The organism is Thermomonas brevis (genome assembly GCF_014395425.1).
In the GTDB taxonomy this organism is placed as follows: domain Bacteria; phylum Pseudomonadota; class Gammaproteobacteria; order Xanthomonadales; family Xanthomonadaceae; genus Thermomonas; species Thermomonas brevis.
This window is the reverse complement of the sequence record NZ_CP060711.1, coordinates 1,342,844-1,361,784: the sequence shown is the minus strand read 5'-3', so window position 1 is coordinate 1,361,784 and position 18,941 is coordinate 1,342,844. Positions and strand designations below refer to the sequence as shown.

Sequence of the window (18,941 nt, the reverse complement as noted above, 5' to 3'; positions counted from 1 at the left end):
GTGGCAGCGGGCCTGCACGGCGATCTTCGTGCAGGCAGATTGACGGATTGCCGCTTGGGCGAGGGACAGCGCGAAGGCGATGCGGCATTGCCATCCCGAACCCTCATCCGCCCTGGGGGCATCTTCTCCCGGGGGGAGAAGGAACGTCTCCAGTCAGGCGCGCGCGGTCGCGCGGCCCAGCCAGGCGCCGATGCGCGGCCACAGCGCGATCACCGCCAGCCCGGCCAGCAGCAGCGCGCAGGCGCCGAGCTTCCACGCCGGCAGCGGCTCGCCGTAGGCCAGCGCGGCGGCCAGCATGCCGAACACCGGCACCAGCAGCGAGAGCGGCGACACCGTCGCCGCCGGGTAGCGCGCCAGCAGCCAGTTCCACGCGCCGTAGCCGAACAGCGTGTTCGCCGCGCCCTGCCAGAACGCGGCGCTCCAGCCGATCCAGTTGGCCTGCGCCAGCGCCTCGCCGATCCGCTGCGGGCCTTCGAAGACGAGGCTCGCCAGCAGCAGCGGCGGCACCGCGAACAGGCTCGACCAGACCATGAAGCCGAGCATGTCGATCCGGCCGGCGCGCTTGGCGATCAGGTTGGCGACCGCCCAGGACAGCCCGGCGCCGAGCGTCAGGATCAGGCCGCGCACGGTCAGCGAGGCGTCGGTATGGGCGAACAGCACCGCCATGCCGGCCACGCACAGCGCCAGTCCGGCGGCCTGGAACCCGCGCAGGCGTTCGCCCAGCAGGAGCATCGACAGGCCGATGGTGAAGAACGCCTGCGTCTGCACCACCAGCGAGGCCACGCCCGGGGTGATGTCGGCGCGCATCGCGATGAACAGCAGCCCGAACATGCCGAAGCCGAGGAACACGCCGTTGCCGACCAGCCAGCGCCACGCCACCGGCGGCCGCTTCACGAACAGCAGCCACGGCAGGAACGAGAGCGCGAAGCGCAGGGTGGCGAACAGCAGCGGCGGGAATTCCGCCAGCCCCAGCTTGATCACCACGAAGTTGGTGCCCCAGACGATGACGACGGCCAGGGCGAGCAGCAGATGGGCGGGCGACATGCGTCAGGCGTCGGCGGCGAACGCCTCGCGGGTCAGGTTGAGCGGTTCGCCGTCGGTGCAGACCACGTCGTCCTCGATGCGGATGCCGCCGTAGGGCTTGAACGCCTCCACGCGCGCCCAGTCCACCGCGTCGCCCAGGCCCTTGGCCTTGAGTTCGTCCAGCAGCATGTCGATGAAGTAGATGCCGGGTTCGATGGTCACCACCATGCCCGGCGCCAGCGTGCGGGTCAGGCGCAGATAGGGATGGCCGTCGGGCTTGGGCAGCGTGCCGCCCGTGTCGGATTCGGCGAAGCCGGCCACGTCGTGCACCTGCAGTCCGATGCCGTGGCCGACGCCGTGCGGGAAGAACGCGCTGCTCACGCCGCTGGCCAGCGCGTCTTCTGGCGAGATCTTGAGGACGCCGAAGTCGCGCAGCACGCCGGCCAGCAGCAGGTGCGCCTGCAGGTGGATGCGCGCGTAGTCGGTGCCGGCGCGGACCATGTCGCACAGCTGCAACTGCGCGGCGTCGACGGCGCGGATCATCGCCGCGAACTCGTCGTCGGCCGCGGAATAGGTGCGGGTGATGTCGCAGGCATAGCCGCCGAAGCTGGCGCCGGCGTCGATCAGGAAGCTGCGCACCGGCTTCGGCGGCAGGCGGTCGCGGTGGGTGTAGTGCAGCACCGCGCCGTGTTCGTTGAGGGCGACGATGTTGCCGTAGGGCAGGTCGTTGGCGTCCTGGCCGGCGGCCTGGCAATAGGCGAGGTGGATGCCGAATTCGCTGGAGCCGGCGCGGAACGCGCGCTCGGCGGCGCGGTGGGCGCGCGCGCCGATCCGGCTGGCCTGCCGCATCATCTCGATCTCGTACGCCGTCTTGAACGCGCGATGGTATTCCAAGTAGGCGATCACCGGCTGCGGGTTGTTCGGCGCGTAGCCTTCGATCGCGCTCTGCGGCTCGCCGAGGATGGCGCTGCGGGCGGCGTCCGGCAGGTGCTGCGCGGCTTCTTCCGGCGTGCGGATGACGACGATTTCGAACTGATCCACCCAGTAGCCGCTGGGCGCGGCCGGCACCACGTGCCAGTAGTCGTGCGGCTGCAGGAACACCAGCTTCGGCTTCGAGCCCGGCGTGACCACCAGCCAGCTGCCCGGCGTCTGCGTCAGCGGCAGCCAGGCCTTGAACTGCGGGTTCACCGCGTAGGGATAGTCGCGGTCGTCGAACGCCTGGTAGTGCAGGGTGCCGCTGGGCACGACGAGATGGTCGAAGCCGCCGCGGCGCAATGCTTCGGCGGCGCGCGCCTGCAGGACGTCGAGATGCTGCGGGTACAGGGACGAAAGCGTGGCGTGGGACATGGCGTGCGGATCGCGGCGTGGGGAATGCGATTGTCGCGCATCGCCCGCCGCGCCGCAGGCTTCAGCCTTCCGGCTGGGCCGTCCACACCCGCAGGCGGTGCGCGGCTTCCGGCGACAGGCCGAGGAAGCGCATGCCGATCCACGACTGCCCCGGCGCGCCGGCCTTGTCCTGCCACAGCACGTGCGCGCCGACTTCCAGCGGCTGCGACGCGTCGAGGTCGTCCGGCAGGTTGAAGCGGAACTGGAACAGCGCGTCATCCGGCAGGCTGCGGTTGGCGATCAGCAGCATGCCGCCGATCGACAGGTTGCCGAGGTAGCCCACCGGTTCCTCGATGATGGTGTCGTACACCTCCACCATGCCCGGCACCGGCCGGCGCGGCTGGCGGCGCGATTCAATCCCCATAGCCGGGCTCCCCGTCCAGCGGACCTTCGCTCATCGCGATTCGCTGCAGGCTGTTCATGGTCGCGTCCCAGGCGGCTTCGGCCGGCGTGGGATCGCCGTCCAGCAGGCGCATGCGGCCGGCGGCGAGCTTGCGCGCCAGCGCTTCCAGGTCGTCGTTGCCGACGCGCAGCCCGCGCCGGTTGACCACCAGCGCCTGCCCCGAATTCGCGCTGACCCAGGCCAGGCGGCGGCGCAGCGATTGGTCGTCGTCCTCGAGTTCGATCCAGACCGGGCGCTGCAGCGCGCGCAGCTGCTCGCGGGCGGCCCGTTCTTCCGGCCCGTGCGCGGCCGATGCCTCGGCGGCCGGCGCGGTGGCGGCGTTGCCTTCGCCCAGCCGCGCGCGCGCGCGCAGCTGCACCAGCAGCTCGGTGCGCGAGGCCAGATCGTCGGTCTCGCTGCGGCCGTGGGCCAGCTGGCGGGCGATCGCGTTGGCGTCCTCGGCGTGGTAGCCGACCTGCTCCAGCGCACCGCGCACCTGCGCGACGAACTCCGGATCGGCCTCCTGTGGCGCGTCGGCGGTGCTGGCGTCGATGATCCGCGCGGTGACGTCCAGCAACTGCTGCCAGTCGGCGGAATGCTCGCCGCTGCGCAGGTGGACCAGCGACAGCACGTCGGCCCAGGCCTGCTCCATCAGGATCGAATGGAAGCGCGGCAGGTCGCGGCCGTGCAGCAGGCGCTCGATCTCGGCGTGGGCGCGCTGCCGCGCCAGCGCCAGCTTTTCGCGCCCGCGCGCGGCTTCCACCTGCCGGCGTTCGGTCATCTCCGCCTTGCGGGCTAGCGCCTGCAGGCCGGATTGCAGGGTCTGGTTGGCTTCGACGAAGGTGTCGAACGCGCCGTCGCTGTCCTGCTGCACCGAGGAGACGGCGCGCTGCAGCAGGCCCAGCCACTGGCTGTCCATGTCGTCGTCGGCCAGCCAGTGCGCGCCGGCCACGGACACGGCGCTGAGGATCTGGCGCGCCGGATGCGCGGCGTCGGTGAAGAAGCGGTGGTCGCGCAGCGCCAGCTGCGCCAGCGGCAGGCGCAGGCGCTCCACCAGCGCCTCGCCGGGGCTGGCCTTGCGCAGGTCGCGATGCAGCTGGGCGGTGAACAGGGCGAGCAGGTCGAAGCTGTCGCTGTCGGCGTCGGCCAGGGTGACGCCGTGGCCGTGCATTTGCCGCGCCTGCGCCAGCAGGATCTGCCGGTAGTCGGCCAGGGTGTCCGCCTTGGTGGCGGTGTTGCGCATGCGCTGCAGCGCGTCCAGCACCTCGTCGCGGCGCAGCGGCTCGCGCACGCGCTCGTCGTTGCCGCCGGGACGCAGCTTGGCCAGCAATACGCGGCGGCGTTTCAGCAGGTTCTGAAGCAGGGCGAAGCCGGCATTGGCCGGTTTCGCCGGCGCGGGTTGCTGCGGCGAGCCGGGCGCCCAGCCGCGGTTGGAGGATTCGGCGCCGGTGGGCGCCTGCATGCCGCGACCGCCCGTCATGCCGGCGGCATGGCCCGAGCCGGCATGGCCGCCGCCACCGCCACCACCGGGTTGGGGAGCGCCGCCAGGCGCGCCTGCGCTGCCGTGGCCGCCCTGCGCCTGCTGATCTTCGGCTTCTTTCGCCGCCCGCGCCGCGGCCGGCGCGACCGAGCCGGGGCGCACCCGCACCGGCACGAAGCTCAGGTGCGGCAGGATGCCGTCCTGCGCCAGCCGCGCGTTGAGCGCGTCCACCATCGCCGGGTAGAACGCGGTCATCGCCTTCTCGAACTGCTGGAACAGCTGCATCCGCGCGTAGCGCGACAGCTCCAGCGCTTCGATGGCGTCGGCCAGCGCGTTGCACAGGGCATACGGGCCCAGCGGCAGGCTTTCGCCGTCGAAGGCGGGCGCGCCGGCCAGCACGCCGAAGCGCTGGCCCAAAAGCTGCAAGCCCAGGCTGTTGCGCGCCTCGATCCGGTTGGCCATGTTCTCCAGCACCGACTGGTCGCTTACTGCTTCCTCGTCGAGCAGGCTGAGCGTCAGCACCGGCGGCATGTCGCTGGGGTCGGCGTGCTTGCGGCGCGCGGCCTGCAGATGGGCCAGCGAGCCTTCGATCTGCGCCATGAAGCGGCGGGTGACCGCGGCCGCGCCGCCGCCGAGGCTGCGCATCGAGGAAAAGCGCGCGGCCTCCAGCTTGGGGTCGTTGCCGGGGGCGGTGCGGGCCAGCGCGAGTTCGGCGTCCTGCAGGAGCTGCGGAAGCTGCTGGCCCATTTCGGCGCGCACGTCCACCAGCAGGCGTTCCAGCGCGTGGCGCGCGCGCCGCGGCAGCGCGGCTTCCGCGAGCGTGGTCGTCTGCGATGTCGGGAAAGTGGATGCGGGCACGTCCGGTCTGCTCCCCCCTGGGCGCTTGACGAGTCCCCGCATGGTATGCGCGAAGCGCCGTCGCCTCAATGCACGCGAGTCAGTCCAGGAACAGGCCAATCACGTCGTTGGCGAAGCGCCGGCCCAGTTCGGTGGGGCGCAGCCAGCCGGCGTCGGGTTCGAGCCAGCCGCGTTCATGGGCGACGGCGAGCCGGTCGGCGATGGCCGCGCGCGGCAGTCCGGTGCGCGCCTCGAACATCGCCATCGGCACGCCTTCGTTCAGGCGCAGCGCGTTGAGCATGAAGTCGAACGGCAGCCGCGCGTCGGTCAGCGTTTCGTCGCCGCCGATCGCCGCCTCGCTGCCGGCCTTTTCGAGATACAGGGTGGGATGCCGGATCTTCCAGCGCCGCAGCACTTGCTGCGCGGCGCCCAGGGTCAGCTTGCCGTGCGCGCCCGCGCCGATGCCGAGGTAATCGCCGAAGCGCCAGTAGTTCAGGTTGTGCGCGCACTGCCGGCCGTCGCGCGCGTAGGCGCTGATCTCGTACTGGGCGAAACCGGCCTCGGCCAGCCGCGCCTGGCAGGCCTCCTGCATGTCCCAGGCGCCGTCCTCGTCGGGAATGCCCTGCGGCGGGCGCGCGGCGAAGCGCGTGTTCGGCTCCAGCGTGAGCTGGTAATGGCTGACGTGGGTGGGATGCAGCGCGAGCGCGCGTTCGACGTCGTCCAGCGCCATCGCCAGCGTCTGCTCCGGCAGCGCGTACATCAGGTCGAGGTTGAAATTGTCGAAGCCGGCGTCCTGCGCCGCCTTCACCGCGCGCACGGCATCGCCGCTGGAATGGATGCGGCCCAGCCGCTGCAGGCAGCCGTCGTCGAAGCTCTGCACGCCGAAGCTGAGCCGGTTCACGCCGGCCGCGCGGTAACCGGCGAACGGGCCGTGCTCCACCGTGCCGGGATTGGTTTCCAGGGTGATCTCGACGTCGGGCGCGAAGCGCAGCCGCGCCGCGGCTTGCTGCAGGAAGCGGTCGATCGCCTCGGACGGGAACAGCGAGGGCGTGCCGCCGCCGAAGAACACGCTGTGGACGACGCGGCCCCAGGCCAGCGGCAGGTCGAAATCGAGGTCGCGGATCAGCGCGTCGACGTAGGCGTCGAACGGCAGCTCGCCCTTGCGCTCGTGCGAGTTGAAGTCGCAGTACGGGCATTTGCGCACGCACCACGGCAGGTGGACGTAGAGCGAGAGCGGTGGAGTCGTGAGCATGGAGGTTCGTTTTTTGCCCGTCATTCCCGCGCAGGCGGGCATCGTTTCGCAGAGCTTGTCTCCGCGCATCCAGCTTGCGCTTTTTGGGGAGATCCCGTGCGGGAGTGCCGGGGACTCCGGAGTCGCGCTTGCGCGGGAGTTTCGGAATTCAGGGTTGCCGCAATCCGTCCCGCAGCTTCGCCAGCGCGACGCCGCGATGGCTGTCGCGGTTCTTCACGTCGGCCGGCAGCTCCGCCGCGCCGCAGCCGTGCGCGGGCGAGAAGAACACCGGATCGTAGCCGAAGCCGTTGCCGCCGCGGCGCTCGCGCAGGATGCGGCCTTCCCACGTGCCTTCGGCGACCAGCGGCATCGGATCGTCGGCGTGCCGCACCAGCGCCAGCACGCAGACGAAGCGTGCGTCGCGTGCGTCGTCGGGCACGCTGTCGAGCTCGTGCAGAAGCTTGTCGATGTTTGCCTCGCTGTCGCCATGCCTGCCGGCGTAGCGCGCCGAATACAGCCCGGGTGCGCCGTGCAGCGCATCGACGCACAGGCCGGAATCGTCGCCCAGGGCGGGCAGGCCGGTGGCGCGCGCGGCGTGGCGGGCCTTGAGGATGGCGTTCTCGATGAACGAGAGTCCGGTTTCCTCGGCGTCGGCCACGCCGAATTCGGACTGCGCGTGCAGCCCGAAATCGCTGCCCAGCAGCTCGCGCAGTTCGGCCAGCTTGCCGGTGTTGGACGAGGCGAGTACCAGCTTCATGCGATGACCTTTCGTCGTGTGATGCGTCGTGGGCATAAGAGCCCGTTGGACGCGGATCAACGCGGATGAGCGCGGATCAATTTCGATCGGCTTCGGGTTCATCCGCGTTCATTGGCTCTGATCCGCGTCAAAACGCGTTCAGTTTCACGAGGCCAGCGCGGCCCGCTGCGCGGCGAACAGCTCGGCACAGCCCCGTTCCGCCAGCGCCAGCAGCGCGTCGAGTTCGTCGCGGCGGAAGGCGTGGCCCTCGGCGGTGCCCTGCAGTTCGATGAAGCCGCCGCCGTCGTTCATCACCACGTTCATGTCGGTGTCGCAGGCGCTGTCCTCGGCGTAGTCGAGGTCGAGCACCGGCACGCCTTTGTAGATGCCCACCGAAATCGCCGACACCGCGCCAACCAGCGGCGTGCGCCCGCTCGCCGGCAGCTTGAGTTCGCGCCGGTCGATCAAGCCCTGCACCGCGTCCGCCAGCGCAACAAAGGCGCCGGTGATGGCGGCGGTGCGGGTGCCGCCGTCGGCCTGCAGCACGTCGCAGTCCAGCGTGATGGTGCGCTCGCCCAGCAGCGCGCGGTCCACGCAGGCGCGCAGGCTGCGGCCGATCAGGCGCTGGATCTCCAGCGTGCGCCCGCCCTGCCTGCCACGCGCGGCCTCGCGGTCGCTGCGGGTGTGGGTGGCGCGCGGCAGCATGCCGTATTCGGCGGTCACCCAGCCCTCGCCCTTGCCGCGCAGGAAAGGCGGCACCTTGTTCTCCACGCTGGCGGTGCACAGCACGCGGGTATCGCCGAAGCTCACCAATACCGAACCTTCGGCGTGGCGGGTGAAGCCGCGCTGGATGGAGACGGCGCGCAACTGGTCCGCGGCGCGGCCGCTGGGACGGGAAAAGGACATGCGGGGGAAGCCGGAAATCGACGGGGTGCTAGATTAACATTCGCATCCCGACGGCCCTGGATTCCGCATGATCCGCAGCATGACCGCCTTCGCCGCCGGCGAGCGCGCCACCGAATGGGGCGTCCTCTCCGGCGAGTTGCGCGCGGTGAACCATCGCTTCCTGGAGCTGGGCCTGCGCCTGCCGGAGGAGCTGCGCGCGTTCGAATCGCCGCTGCGCGAACGCGTCGCCGCGCGGGTCTCGCGCGGCAAGCTGGATCTGGTCATCCGCCTGCGCGCGCCGGAGTCCGATGCCGGCCTGCATCTCGACGACGCGATGGTCGCGGACCTGGCGCGGCTCAACCTCGACTTGACCTCGAAGTTCCCCGGCCTGCGCACCAGCCTGACCGAACTGTTGCAGTACCCCGGCGTGCTGCGCGGGCGCGACGCCGACCCCGAAGCGATGCAGCGCGAAGCCCTGGCCCTGCTCGACGCCGTGCTGGACGACTTCACCGCCGCGCGCGAACGCGAGGGCGGCAAGCTGGCGGCGGTGATCGCCGAGCGCGCCGACGCCATCGCGAAGATCGCCGGCGAAGTGCGCACGCTGGTGCCGCTGATCCGCGCCGGCCAGCGCCAGAAACTGGAAGCACGGCTGGCCGACCTGGCCCAGCCTGCCGATCCAGGGAGGCTGGAACAGGAGCTGGTGATCTGGCTGCAGAAGCTCGATGTCGATGAAGAGCTGGATCGCCTCGACAGCCATCTGGTGGAACTGCGCCGCATCCTCAAGGGCGGCAAGGAGCCGGTCGGCCGCCGCCTCGACTTCCTGCTGCAGGAATTCAATCGCGAGGCGAACACGCTGGGCAGCAAGTCGGTCGACGCGCGCACCAGCAACGCGGCGGTGGAGCTGAAGGTGCTGATCGACCAGATCCGCGAGCAGATCCAGAACATCGAGTGAAAGGCAGCTGAGCCCATGCGCGGAACCCTCTACATCGTCGCCGCGCCCTCGGGCGCCGGGAAATCCAGCATCGTCAACGCGGTGCTGGCGCGCGACACCAACATCCGCCTGTCGATCTCGTTCACCTCGCGCGGGCCGCGTCCGGGCGAGCGCCATGCCGAGCACTACAACTTCGTCACCGCCGAGGAGTTCAAGGGCATGATCCGCGCCGGTGATTTCTTCGAGTACGCCGAGGTCCACGGCGACTGGAAGGGCACCGCCCGGCAGTCGGTGGAGCCGCTGCTGGCGGCCGGTCACGACGTGCTGCTGGAGATCGACTGGCAGGGCGCGCGGCAGGTGCGGGCCAAGGTGCCGGATGCCGTCAGCGTGTTCATCCTGCCGCCCTCGCGCGCCGCGCTGGAAGAGCGCATGCGCAAGCGCGGGCAGGACAGCGAGGAGGTCATCCAGCGCCGGCTGGCCGCCGCGCGCGAGGAAATGAGCCATTACGGCGAGTTCGACTACGTGATCGTCAACGAGGTGTTCGACGTCGCCGTGGCCGAGATGTGCAGCATCTTCACCGCCAGCCGGCTGCGCAAGGACGCCCAGGTGGCGCGGCACGCGCGGCTGATCACCTCGCTGCTGGTCGATCCGTAGCGGGCCGCGAGCCGTCCCGCGGGGCCGCCGTGGCCGGTCGAAATCGCCCTATGTGATTGATTTTCAAGAGCGCGACTTGCGATTCCGGTCGCGCACGGCTACACTCCCCGGTTCTTTCGAACCCTTGCGCGGCCCATCGCCGCAGGACAGACATGGCCCGTATTACCGTCGAAGACTGCCTGCAGGTGGTCGACAACCGCTTCGAACTCGTGATGATGGCCTCCAAGCGCGCGCGCCAGCTGGCCGGCGGCGTGGAGCCGAAGCTGGACAACAGCGAAGCCAACGACAAGCCCACCGTGCTGGCCCTGCGCGAGATCGCCGCGCGCGCCATCGACACCGACTTCATCGACGCGGTGGAGAAGGCCGAGCGCGAGCGCAAGGAGCGCGAGGCGCTGGAATGGGCCGCCGCCGAAGTGGTGGCCGCCGACGACGACATGAAGGGCGACGACTGATCGCAGGCCTGCGACCGCGTCCACGAAAACGGCCCTGCGGGGCCGTTTTCTTTTGCGGCGTCCATTGCTGAAACCGTTTGCCGGCATGACGTTGCGAGGTTAGTCTCGACGCATGACGCCCGGCGATCCCGCGCTTGCCCTGACCGACACCGTGCCCGACGCGGCGGTGCCGGACTACGTGCGGTCGCTGGAGCGCGCGGGGTATTACCTCGACGAAGCCCAGCGCGCGCAGCTGCGGCGCGCGTGGATCGCCGGCGCGGCGGCGCATGAGGGGCAGACGCGCAAGTCCGGCGAGCCCTACATCACTCATCCTGTGGCGGTGGCGCAGGTGCTGGCCGAGCTGGGGCTGGACGTGGAGACGCTGGTCGCGGCGATCCTGCACGACACCATCGAGGACACCCCGCTGACCCGCGCCGATGTCGCCGCGCAGTTCGGCGAGACGGTGGCCGAGCTGGTCGACGGCGTCACCAAGCTGGACAAGCTGCGCTTCGCCGACCGCCAGGAAGCGGCGGCGGAGAGCTTCCGCAAGATGCTGCTGGCGATGTCGCGCGACCTGCGCGTCATCCTGATCAAGCTGGCCGACCGCCTGCACAACATGCGCACGCTGGGCGCGCAGTCGGCCGAGGCGCGCCGCCGCATCGCCGTCGAGACGCTGGAGATCTACGCGCCGATCGCGCAGCGGCTGGGCATGAACCTGATCAAGGCCGAGTTGCAGGATCTCGGCTTCAAGGCGCTGCATCCGTGGCGGCACGCGGTGATCGACAAGCGCATCCGCAGCCAGCCGCTGGTGCGGCGCGAGGCGCTGGGGCAGATCGAGGCGCGGCTGGCGCAGCGGCTGGCATTGGAAAAGCTCGAACACCGGCTGGTCGGGCGGGTGAAGACGCCGTGGAGCGTCTACACCAAGATGCGCGGGCAGCGCCGCAGCTTCGATCAGGTCATGGACGTGTTCGGCTTCCGCGTGGTGGTGGACACGGTGGCCGACTGCTACCACGCGCTGGGCGTGGTGCACGCGGTGTACAAGCCGCTGGACGGGCGCTTCCGCGACTTCATCGCGATCCCCAAGGCCAACGGCTACCAGTCGCTGCACACGGTGCTGTTCGGGCCGTACGGCTCGCCGATCGAGGTGCAGATCCGCACCCGCGAGATGGACCTGATCGCCGAGCGCGGCGTGGCCGCGCACTGGGCCTACAAGATCGGCGTGGACGGCGGCGGCAACAGCGCGCAGAGCCGCGCGGCGGCGTGGATCGCCAATCTGGTGGAGACCCAGCGCGGCACCGGTTCGTCGCTGGAATTCCTGGAGAACGTCAAGGTCGACCTGTTCCCGGACGAGGTCTACCTGTTCACGCCCAAGGGCGACATCCTCTCGCTGCCGCGCAATTCCACCGCGCTGGATTTCGCCTACGCGGTGCATACCGACGTCGGCAACCACGCGGTCACCGCGCGCGTGGACAAGCGGCTGGCGCCGCTGCGCACCAAGCTGGCCAGCGGGCAGTCGGTGGAGATCATCACCGCGAAGTCGGCGGCGCCGACCACGCAGTGGCTGGAGTTCGTCGCCACCAGCAAGGCGCGCACCGCGATCCGCCAGCAGCTCAAGCAACTGGAGCACGAGGACGCGGTGCAGCTGGGCCACTACATGCTGGACCGCGCGCTGGGCGCGCAGGGCACCGCCTTGGACCGCATCCCGATGGAGCGGCTGGAGGCGTACCTGGCCGACAACCGCTACACGCGGCTGGAGGCGATGCTGGCCGATATCGCGCTTGGCAACCGCATGCCCTCGCAGGTGGCGCTGGCCTTGGCGCAGCAGCAGAGCGCGGGTGGTGCGCAGCGACCGGGCGCACCTGCGCCGCAGGAGCGCATCCTCATCACCGGCAACGAGCGCGGCGTCATCAGCTTCGCGCAGTGTTGCCTGCCGATTCCGCGCGACGAGATCATGGGCTACCACAGCGCCGGCAAGGGGATCGTGGTGCATCGGCTGGAATGCCCGAACGTGGCCGAGTACCGCAAGTCGCCGGAGCGCTGGGTGGCGATCGGCTGGGATCGCGAGGTGTCCGGCGATTTCAGTTCGGCGATCCGCATCGAGGTGGAGAATCGGCCGGGCGTGCTGGCGCAGGTGGCGGCGGCCATTGCCAATGCGGATTCCAACATCGACCGCGTCGAATACCTGGAGCGCGACAGCAACATCGCGGTGCTGCGCTTCGGCATCGACGTGACCGACGGCCGCCACCTGGCCGAAGTGATCCGCGGCGTGCGCCGGCTGCACGTGGTGCAGGACGTGCAGCGCACGTAGGCGGAACGACCTGTCCGCATGGGACATCCGGCGCGAAGCAATTCGGACGCGGATCGACGCGGATCAAATGCCGATAAAGCAAAAGAATCCGCGCTCATCCGCGTTGATCCGCGTCAAAGAATGGTTTCCGGGGGAAGACCGCTGCGCCACGTGTTCGGTAACGGCGGGCCTGCGGCGACGGAGCAATGCCACGGCCTACAATGGGATGGTTGCCAATTCCCCGAGGAAATCCCCCATGCCCCGCACCGCCATCCATACCGATTCCGCTCCCGCCGCCATCGGCCCGTACTCGCAGGCTACCCGCGCCGGCAATACGGTGTTCTTCAGCGGCCAGATCCCGCTCGATCCCGCCACCGGCGACCTGGTCGGCGCGGGCGACGTCGCCGCGCAGGCGCGCCGCGCGTTCGAGAACCTGAAGGCGGTGTGCTTCGCTGCCGGCGGCACGATGGACGACATCGTCCGCGTGGGCCTCTACCTCACCGACCTGTCGCAGTTCGGCGCGGTCAACGCGGTGATGGGCGAGTACTTCGCGCAGCCCTATCCGGCGCGTTCCACCATCGAGGTGTCGGCGCTGCCCAAGGGCGCGGCGTTCGAGGTCGATGCGGTGATGGTGCTGGGCTGATCGTCGTCGGTCGCCTCGCCGCGGCGCAGCGCGCCCGGCAGGCGGCCGGTCCAGCGCTTGAACGCGCGGCGGAAGTCGCGCGGGTCGGAAAAGCCCACCGCCGCCGCCACCTGGGCGAGCGGCAGCGCGCGCTCGCGCAGCAGCCGGCGCGCGGCGCGTTCGCGCACGCGGTCCAGCAGCGCGCGGTAGCTGGCGCCTTCCGCCTGCAACTGCCGGCGCAGGGTGCGCTCGGTCATGTGCAGTTCGGCGGCCAGTTCGGCCAGCCGCGGCGCCTTGGCCGGTTGCAGCGCCAGCCGCTGTTCGACCATCGCGCAGATGCCGCCGGCCGGCTGGCCGGGCGGCATCTGCGCGCGGCACAGTTCGGCCAGCTGGCGCGCGGTGTTGGGATTGGCGGCCGGCATCGGCAGGTCCAGCCAGCGGCGGGCGACCACGATGCGGCTGTCGGCGCAGCCGAAGCGGACCTCGGCGCGCAGCAGCGGGGCGTAGCGCTCCGCGTAGGGCGGGGGCGGATAGGCCAGTTCGACTCGTTCGGGGCGGAACGCTTCGCCGAGCACCGAGCGGCACAGGTTCAGGCAACTGGAGACCAGCTCCTCGCAGAGATACACCTCCAGCTGCGGGTCGGGCCGGTACATCCGCATCGTCACCGCGATGCCGGCCGGGTCGTCGGCCAGGGCCAGGTCGAGCATCGCCCCGGAGATCGGCGCGTAGCGGATGCCGGTGTGCAGCGCCTCGCGGAAGGTGGGCGCGGCCAGCATCGCCAGGCCCAGCACGCCGAAGTTCGACAGCGACTGCCGGCCGCCCAGCTCCAGCCCGTGGCCCTCGCCGGGCAGCGAGGCCAGCGCGCGGCGCAGGATGCCGCAGACCTCGCGATAGGACAGGCAGGGCGGGTCCGGCGCGTCGAAGTCGGCCGGGCCGATCCGCAGGCCGTCGAACCACGGCGCGCTGCACACGTCCAGCTCGACCGCGCGGGCGAGCAGCGCGGCGATGATGTTGCCGTGGAAGTGATTGCTGCCCGGTAGCCGGGCGTCGAGGCCGGAATGACGATGGGGCATGGGCGCGTTCTGTCCGTTTCGCCCCCATTCTAGGGCGAATGTCCCCTAGGCATGCGCGGGCCCGCGTGCCCACACTTCGGCATCCGGGGAGGAGAACAAGACATGAAGCGTACCTGCGTCGCATTGGCCATCGGATTCGCGTTGTCGCTGTCGGGCTGCGGCAAGCAGGGCGGAGACGCCGCGCCGGCCGGCAAGGCCGAAGCCGAGGCCGGCTTCGCCGCCGAACTGCGCAACAAGCTGCTGGACGCCAAGCCGGGCGACGTCATCGACGTGCCGGCCGGCACCTTCCACTTCGACCGCAGCCTCAGCCTGCGCGTGGACGGCGTGACCCTGCGCGGGCAGGGCATGGACAAGTCGATCCTCAGCTTCAAGGGCCAGAAGGCCGGCGCCGAGGGCCTGCTGGTGAACGCCAACGGCTTCACCCTGGAAAACCTGGCGATCGAGGACAGCAAGGGCGACGGCTTCAAGATCAGCCAGGCCGAGAACGTCACCGTGCGCGGCGTGCGGGTGGAGTGGACCGGCGGGCCGAAGACCAGCAACGGCGGCTACGGGCTGTACCCGGTGTTGTGCAAGAACGTGCTGATCGAGAACTCGGTGGCGATCGGCGCGTCGGATTCCGGCATCTACGTCGGCCAGTCGCGCGACGTGATCGTCCGCGGCAGCCGCGCCGAGCGCAACGTGGCCGGCATCGAGATCGAGAACACGATCAACGCCGACGTCTACGACAACGTGGCCACCGGCAACACCGGCGGCATCCTGGTGTTCAACATGCCGGCGCTGACCCAGCAGGGCGACGCGATCCGCGTGTTCCGGAACAAGGTGTTCCAGAACAACCTCGACAACTTCGGCGCCAAGGGCACGCCGGTGGCCAGCGTGCCGGCCGGCAGCGGCGTGGTGATCAACTCGAACGACAACATCGAGATCTTCGACAACGACATCGCCGACAACCAGACCGCCAACATCATCGTCTCCAGCGTGTATTCCACCGGCTACAAGGACGACAAGGCCTCGGGCGAGTTCGATCCGTACCCGGAGCGCATTTACGTGCACGACAACCGCCTGTCCGGCGGCGGCGACTCGCCCGACCGGATGGACTTCAAGGCGCTGAAGGTGGCGATGTACGGCCTGGGCGGCCATTTCCCGGACGTGCTGTTCGACGGCTACGTCAACCCGCAGCGCAAGGAAGGCCCGCAACTCTGCCTGCGCGGCGTGTCCGGCGTGCTCAACGCCGACGGTCCCGGCGGCTACAAGAACCCGAGCAAGGACGCCAAGCCCTTCGACTGCGCGCTGCCGTCGCTGCCGGCGGTCGACCTGAAGCGCGGTTGATGCCGATGCGTCGCTTCCTCGCCGCGCTGGGGCTGGCGCTGCTGGCCGCCTGCACGCGCGCGCCGGCGCCGGTGGCGTTCTTCGCCGAGGGCATGCCGGAGCGGCTGTCCGACTGGAACGTGGTCTACGTGGCCGACGGCCGCCTGCGCCTCAACGCGCGGGTCGAGCCGTACACGCTGGACTCGCCGCTGTTCACCGACTACGCGCACAAGCTGCGCACGGTGTGGATGCCGGAAGGCAAGGCGGCGCGCTACCAGCCGGTGGACGCGCTGGACTTCCCGGTCGGCACCATCATCAGCAAGACCTTCTACTACCCCGTGCCCGACGGCGGACGCGGCGGCGACGTGGTGCTGCGCAGCGCCGACACCGGCCCGGAGCCGGACGGCGGCCTGGCGCTGGACAAGGTGCGGCTGGTGGAGACGCGGCTGCTGGTGCGGCGCGAGGCCGGCTGGATCGCGCTGCCCTACGTGTGGAACGCGGAGCAGACCGAGGCGCGGCTGATGCGCAGCGGCGAGCTGTTGTCGCTGACCCTGCTTGCCGCCGACGGCAGCAAGGCACAGGTGGACTACACCGTGCCGGACGAGAACCAGTGCGCCGGCTGCCACGGCACCGACCTGAAGTCCAAGGCGATCTTCCCGATCGGGCCGAAGGCGCGCCATCTCAACCGCGACTTCGCCTATCCCGGCGCCGGCAGCGAGAACCAGCTCGCGCACTGGCAGAAGATCGGCTACCTCACCGACGTGCCGGCGGGCGAGCTGCCGAAGAATCCGTCGTGGGACGATCCGGCCGCGCCGCTGGATGCGCGCGCGCGCTCGTACCTCGACATCAACTGCGGCCATTGCCACAGCCGGAAGGGCGCGGCGCGCACCTCCGGCATGTGGCTGGACGCCACCACCCGCGACCTGCTGCGACTGGGCCGCTGCAAGCTGCCGATCGCCGCCGGCCAGGGCACCGGCAACCGGCCCTGGGACATCGCGCCCGGCAAGCCGGACGATTCGATCCTGCCGTACCGGATGGAAAGCGTCGATCCGGGAGTGATGATGCCGGAGCTGGGGCGCAGCGTCGTCCACGCGGAAGGCGTCGCGCTGATCCGCGACTGGATCGCGGCGATGCCGGCGCAGGACTGCGGGAGCTGACCGCTCCGCAACGACGGAACCGATAACGACAACCGTTCGCGGCACTGCACGCGAATCCAACCAGAGGGGACTTGCGATGACGTACGACAAACTGGCCGGAAGCATCCGCCGCGCCTTGCTGGCTTCGCTGCTGGCGTCCGCGGCGCTGTCCGCGCAGGCGCAGGACAAACCGCAGGACGCGCCGCAGGACAGGAAGGACGCCACCACCCTCGACCGGATCGTGGTCACCGCGCAGAGCCGCGAGCAGGAACTGCAGGACGTGCCGATCGCGCTGCAGGTGCTCGACGCCAGCGCCATCGAAACCACCGCCGCGTCCACCATCGGCGACCTCGACAGCTTCGTCCCCGGCCTCGAAGTCAGCGACGGCCAGGCCACCCAGACCCGCTTCAAGCTGCGCGGCCTGAGCACCGACGACATCGGCATCGGCACCGATCCCACCGTGGGCGTCTACGTGGACGGCGTGTACGCCGGGCGCGGCGGTGGCACCGTGCTGCCGTTCCTCGACGTCGAGCGCATCGAAGTGCTGAAGGGCCCGCAGGGCACGCTGTTCGGCCGCAACACCGCCGCCGGCGCGATCTCCATCATCACCCGCCGCCCGTCGCAGGAAAACGAGGGCCGCATCCGCGTGCGCGCCGGTAACCACGACGCCCGCCACATCGACGGCACCTTCAACGCGCCGCTCAACGACACCATGGCGCTGCGCATCAACGCGCTGCACGACGAAACCGGCGGCTGGCTGCGCGACGCCGCCACCGGCAAGCGCCTGGACGACGGCCGCAACGACGCGCTGCGGCTGGCATTCGGCTGGAACATCGGCGACAACACCCGGCTGCTGCTGAGCTGGGACCACGAGAAGCTCGACCAGCGCTCGCACCCGTCGATCGGCATCGTCGACCTCGATCCGGACACCGGCCTGCCCGAGTTCCCGGCCGATCCGGCGCACTACCGCAATCCCTTCGACATGCCGGCCTACACCGACGTGGCCGGCAACGACGAGACGCGCGACTTCGACGGCAGCACGCTGCAGATCGAGCACGACTTCGAATGGGGTCGGCTGACCTCCACCACCGCCTGGCGCCACTACGAGACGATGAACCGCGCCGAGGAGGACGCCACCAACCGGCAGTACCTCTACATCGACACCAACAACGTCGAGGACAACACCACCTGGTACCAGGAATTCAAGTTCAGCGGCAACACCGACCGCATCGACTGGGTGGCCGGCGCCAGCTGGTTCAAGGAGAACGCGAAGCAGTCCAGCATCGTCGACCTCAACAGCAGCAGCGTCGACACCGCGGCGATGTACGCGCTGGGCGTGCCGATCTTCAGCGTGCTGCAGATGGTGGCGGACATGTACGAGGTGCCGGTGCAGCTGCTCGGCAACCCGTGGACCGAGTCCTACGACAACACCCTGCATTCCACCGCCTACGCCGCGTTCGGCGACGTGATCTGGCACGCCACCGACAAGCTCAACCTGACCTTCGGCCTGCGCTACACCCGCGACCAGAAGAAGTTCACCTGGTACAACGGCTACCACAGCGCCGACGCGCTCAACGCTGCGCTGCAGGTGCTGGACGACGCCGGCATCCTGGCGGCGGTCGGCCAGGACGCGGGCATGCCGCTCAGCGCCGAGATGCTGGCGGCGATGGACCTGGCCTTCCAGGATCCGATCTCGATGGCCAACAAGGGCGTGCTCAACCGCGCCTCCAACAGCTGGAGCGACTTCAGCCCGCGCTTCGTCGTCGACTACCACCTGACCGACGACACCATGCTGTTCGCCTCGCTGGCGAAGGGCTACAAGGCCGGCGGCTACAACGCGTTCTCGCCGGGCGCGCACTTCGAGAACGAGGATGTCTGGAACTTCGAGACCGGCATCAAGCGCTCGCTGGCCGGCGGTCGCTTCCAGTTCGAAGCCTCGGCCTACCGCTACAAGTACGACAACCGCCAGGCGATCTGGCTGGACACCAGCTCGGCGGTGCCGCGCTACGTCACCAACGTCAGCGACCTCACCGCCACCGGCGCGGAGCTGAGCGCGCGCTGGTTCCCGACCTCGGCGCTGCAGTTCGACTTCAACCTGGGCTGGATCGACTCCACCTACGACCGCTACGTCACCCCCGAGGGCATCGACCTGTCCGGCAAGCCGACCGGCGAGCCGCAGTTCTCCTATGCGCTGGGCGGCAGCTACCGCTTCGAGCTTAACGACGCCGGCAGCCTGACCCTATCGGCGCGGCACGGCCACCGCGGCGCCTCGCGCTGCAACGACGCGTCCTCCACCCAGGGCAACTGCGGGCGCTACGCGGCGTTCCGCATCGGCGGCGCCAGCAACCGCACCGACCTGTTCCTGCAGTGGCGCTCGCCGCAGGACGCCTGGAGCGTCGCGGCCTACGCCAACAACGTGTTCGACAACCGCTACGTGACCGGCCTGAACCAGTACGGCACCACGGTGTTCGGCACGGTCGGCGCCAACGTCAGCGAGCCCCGCCAGGTCGGGCTGGAAGTGCAGTACCGCTACTGATCCGCG

General features: G+C 70.0%; 16 protein-coding genes. 8 read left to right on the top strand and 8 right to left on the bottom strand.

What is annotated here, in order from left to right; all coding sequences use genetic code 11:
• Positions 1 to 153: 153 nt before the first annotated feature.
• The 7 genes from H9L17_RS06355 to rph form a co-directional block, all read right to left on the bottom strand.
• Positions 154 to 1,044 carry an EamA family transporter gene (locus tag H9L17_RS06355; RefSeq protein WP_187571493.1) on the bottom strand — a complete coding sequence of 297 codons (891 nt, stop codon included), beginning with the start codon at positions 1,042 to 1,044 and terminating at the stop codon, positions 154 to 156.
• Between the two features lie 3 nt (positions 1,045 to 1,047).
• Positions 1,048 to 2,370: a Xaa-Pro dipeptidase gene (gene pepQ, locus H9L17_RS06350; protein ID WP_187571492.1), complete on the bottom strand. Its 1,323-nt coding sequence runs from the start codon at positions 2,368 to 2,370 to the stop codon at positions 1,048 to 1,050.
• Between the two features lie 61 nt (positions 2,371 to 2,431).
• A complete protein-coding gene (locus tag H9L17_RS06345; protein ID WP_187571491.1) occupies positions 2,432 to 2,773 on the bottom strand; it encodes a PilZ domain-containing protein in 342 nt (113 codons plus the stop codon).
• Positions 2,763 to 5,129, bottom strand: coding sequence for a DUF1631 family protein (locus H9L17_RS06340; protein ID WP_187571490.1), 2,367 nt, complete (start codon positions 5,127 to 5,129; stop codon positions 2,763 to 2,765). Before H9L17_RS06340 ends, H9L17_RS06345 begins: the two co-directional genes overlap by 11 nt.
• 79 nt (positions 5,130 to 5,208) lie before the next feature.
• Positions 5,209 to 6,360: a radical SAM family heme chaperone HemW gene (gene hemW / locus H9L17_RS06335; protein WP_246455177.1), complete on the bottom strand. Its 1,152-nt coding sequence runs from the start codon at positions 6,358 to 6,360 to the stop codon at positions 5,209 to 5,211.
• 148 nt (positions 6,361 to 6,508) lie between these two features.
• The gene (gene rdgB, locus H9L17_RS06330) at positions 6,509 to 7,096 is read right to left on the bottom strand and encodes an RdgB/HAM1 family non-canonical purine NTP pyrophosphatase (RefSeq protein ID WP_187571488.1); all 588 of its coding nucleotides are present in this window, start codon (positions 7,094 to 7,096) and stop codon (positions 6,509 to 6,511) included.
• A 144-nt stretch (positions 7,097 to 7,240) separates the two neighbouring features.
• Positions 7,241 to 7,981, bottom strand: coding sequence for a ribonuclease PH (gene rph / locus H9L17_RS06325; RefSeq protein ID WP_187571487.1), 741 nt, complete (start codon positions 7,979 to 7,981; stop codon positions 7,241 to 7,243).
• Positions 7,982 to 8,048: 67 nt separating this feature from the next.
• Between rph and H9L17_RS06320 the strand changes: the two genes are divergently transcribed.
• The 5 genes from H9L17_RS06320 (at position 8,049) to H9L17_RS06300 (ending at position 12,906) form a co-directional block, all read left to right on the top strand.
• Positions 8,049 to 8,912 (top strand): YicC/YloC family endoribonuclease, encoded by an 864-nt coding sequence (locus H9L17_RS06320; protein WP_187571486.1) that lies wholly within the window; start codon positions 8,049 to 8,051, stop codon positions 8,910 to 8,912.
• Between the two features lie 15 nt (positions 8,913 to 8,927).
• The gene (gene gmk / locus H9L17_RS06315; RefSeq protein WP_187571485.1) at positions 8,928 to 9,545 is read left to right on the top strand and encodes a guanylate kinase; all 618 of its coding nucleotides are present in this window, start codon (positions 8,928 to 8,930) and stop codon (positions 9,543 to 9,545) included.
• A gap of 152 nt (positions 9,546 to 9,697) precedes the next feature.
• Complete coding sequence (gene rpoZ, locus H9L17_RS06310; protein WP_187571484.1) at positions 9,698 to 9,997, top strand: DNA-directed RNA polymerase subunit omega; 300 nt, start codon at positions 9,698 to 9,700, stop codon at positions 9,995 to 9,997.
• A gap of 112 nt (positions 9,998 to 10,109) precedes the next feature.
• On the top strand, positions 10,110 to 12,284 hold the full coding sequence (locus H9L17_RS06305; protein ID WP_187571483.1) for a RelA/SpoT family protein: 2,175 nt from the start codon (positions 10,110 to 10,112) through the stop codon (positions 12,282 to 12,284).
• Positions 12,285 to 12,519: 235 nt separating this feature from the next.
• Positions 12,520 to 12,906 (top strand): RidA family protein, encoded by a 387-nt coding sequence (locus H9L17_RS06300; protein WP_187571482.1) that lies wholly within the window; start codon positions 12,520 to 12,522, stop codon positions 12,904 to 12,906.
• On the opposite strand, the gene H9L17_RS06295 is transcribed toward H9L17_RS06300, so the two are convergent.
• Positions 12,822 to 13,958 (bottom strand): AraC family transcriptional regulator, encoded by a 1,137-nt coding sequence (locus H9L17_RS06295; protein ID WP_187571481.1) that lies wholly within the window; start codon positions 13,956 to 13,958, stop codon positions 12,822 to 12,824. The two genes, H9L17_RS06300 and H9L17_RS06295, sit on opposite strands and share 85 nt — an antisense overlap.
• Positions 13,959 to 14,060: 102 nt before the next feature.
• Between H9L17_RS06295 and H9L17_RS06290 the strand changes: the two genes are divergently transcribed.
• The 3 genes from H9L17_RS06290 to H9L17_RS06280 all read left to right on the top strand — a co-directional run bounded on the left by H9L17_RS06290 (position 14,061) and on the right by H9L17_RS06280 (position 18,935).
• Positions 14,061 to 15,284, top strand: coding sequence for a parallel beta-helix domain-containing protein (locus H9L17_RS06290; RefSeq protein ID WP_187571480.1), 1,224 nt, complete (start codon positions 14,061 to 14,063; stop codon positions 15,282 to 15,284).
• Positions 15,284 to 16,420: an SO2930 family diheme c-type cytochrome gene (locus H9L17_RS06285; protein ID WP_223158085.1), complete on the top strand. Its 1,137-nt coding sequence runs from the start codon at positions 15,284 to 15,286 to the stop codon at positions 16,418 to 16,420. The genes H9L17_RS06290 and H9L17_RS06285 overlap by 1 nt, the downstream gene beginning before the upstream one ends.
• 76 nt (positions 16,421 to 16,496) lie before the next feature.
• Positions 16,497 to 18,935 carry a TonB-dependent receptor gene (locus H9L17_RS06280; protein ID WP_187571479.1) on the top strand — a complete coding sequence of 813 codons (2,439 nt, stop codon included), beginning with the start codon at positions 16,497 to 16,499 and terminating at the stop codon, positions 18,933 to 18,935.
• Positions 18,936 to 18,941: the final 6 nt, after the last annotated feature.

Bases quoted from the DNA above. Each gene is read 5' to 3' on its own strand.
- H9L17_RS06345 (WP_187571491.1), bottom strand. From the start codon at position 2,773: ATGGGGATTGAATCGCGCCGCCAGCCGCGCCGGCCGGTGCCGGGCATG.
- H9L17_RS06290 (WP_187571480.1), top strand. From the start codon at position 14,061: ATGAAGCGTACCTGCGTCGCATTGGCCATCGGATTCGCGTTGTCGCTG.
- H9L17_RS06355 (WP_187571493.1), bottom strand. From the start codon at position 1,044: ATGTCGCCCGCCCATCTGCTGCTCGCCCTGGCCGTCGTCATCGTCTGG.
- pepQ (WP_187571492.1), bottom strand. From the start codon at position 2,370: ATGTCCCACGCCACGCTTTCGTCCCTGTACCCGCAGCATCTCGACGTC.
- gmk (WP_187571485.1), top strand. From the start codon at position 8,928: ATGCGCGGAACCCTCTACATCGTCGCCGCGCCCTCGGGCGCCGGGAAA.
- rph (WP_187571487.1), bottom strand. From the start codon at position 7,981: ATGTCCTTTTCCCGTCCCAGCGGCCGCGCCGCGGACCAGTTGCGCGCC.
- H9L17_RS06305 (WP_187571483.1), top strand. From the start codon at position 10,110: ATGACGCCCGGCGATCCCGCGCTTGCCCTGACCGACACCGTGCCCGAC.
- H9L17_RS06285 (WP_223158085.1), top strand. From the start codon at position 15,284: ATGCCGATGCGTCGCTTCCTCGCCGCGCTGGGGCTGGCGCTGCTGGCC.
- H9L17_RS06295 (WP_187571481.1), bottom strand. From the start codon at position 13,958: ATGCCCCATCGTCATTCCGGCCTCGACGCCCGGCTACCGGGCAGCAAT.
- H9L17_RS06280 (WP_187571479.1), top strand. From the start codon at position 16,497: ATGACGTACGACAAACTGGCCGGAAGCATCCGCCGCGCCTTGCTGGCT.
- hemW (WP_246455177.1), bottom strand. From the start codon at position 6,360: ATGCTCACGACTCCACCGCTCTCGCTCTACGTCCACCTGCCGTGGTGC.
- rdgB (WP_187571488.1), bottom strand. From the start codon at position 7,096: ATGAAGCTGGTACTCGCCTCGTCCAACACCGGCAAGCTGGCCGAACTG.
- rpoZ (WP_187571484.1), top strand. From the start codon at position 9,698: ATGGCCCGTATTACCGTCGAAGACTGCCTGCAGGTGGTCGACAACCGC.
- H9L17_RS06300 (WP_187571482.1), top strand. From the start codon at position 12,520: ATGCCCCGCACCGCCATCCATACCGATTCCGCTCCCGCCGCCATCGGC.
- H9L17_RS06320 (WP_187571486.1), top strand. From the start codon at position 8,049: ATGATCCGCAGCATGACCGCCTTCGCCGCCGGCGAGCGCGCCACCGAA.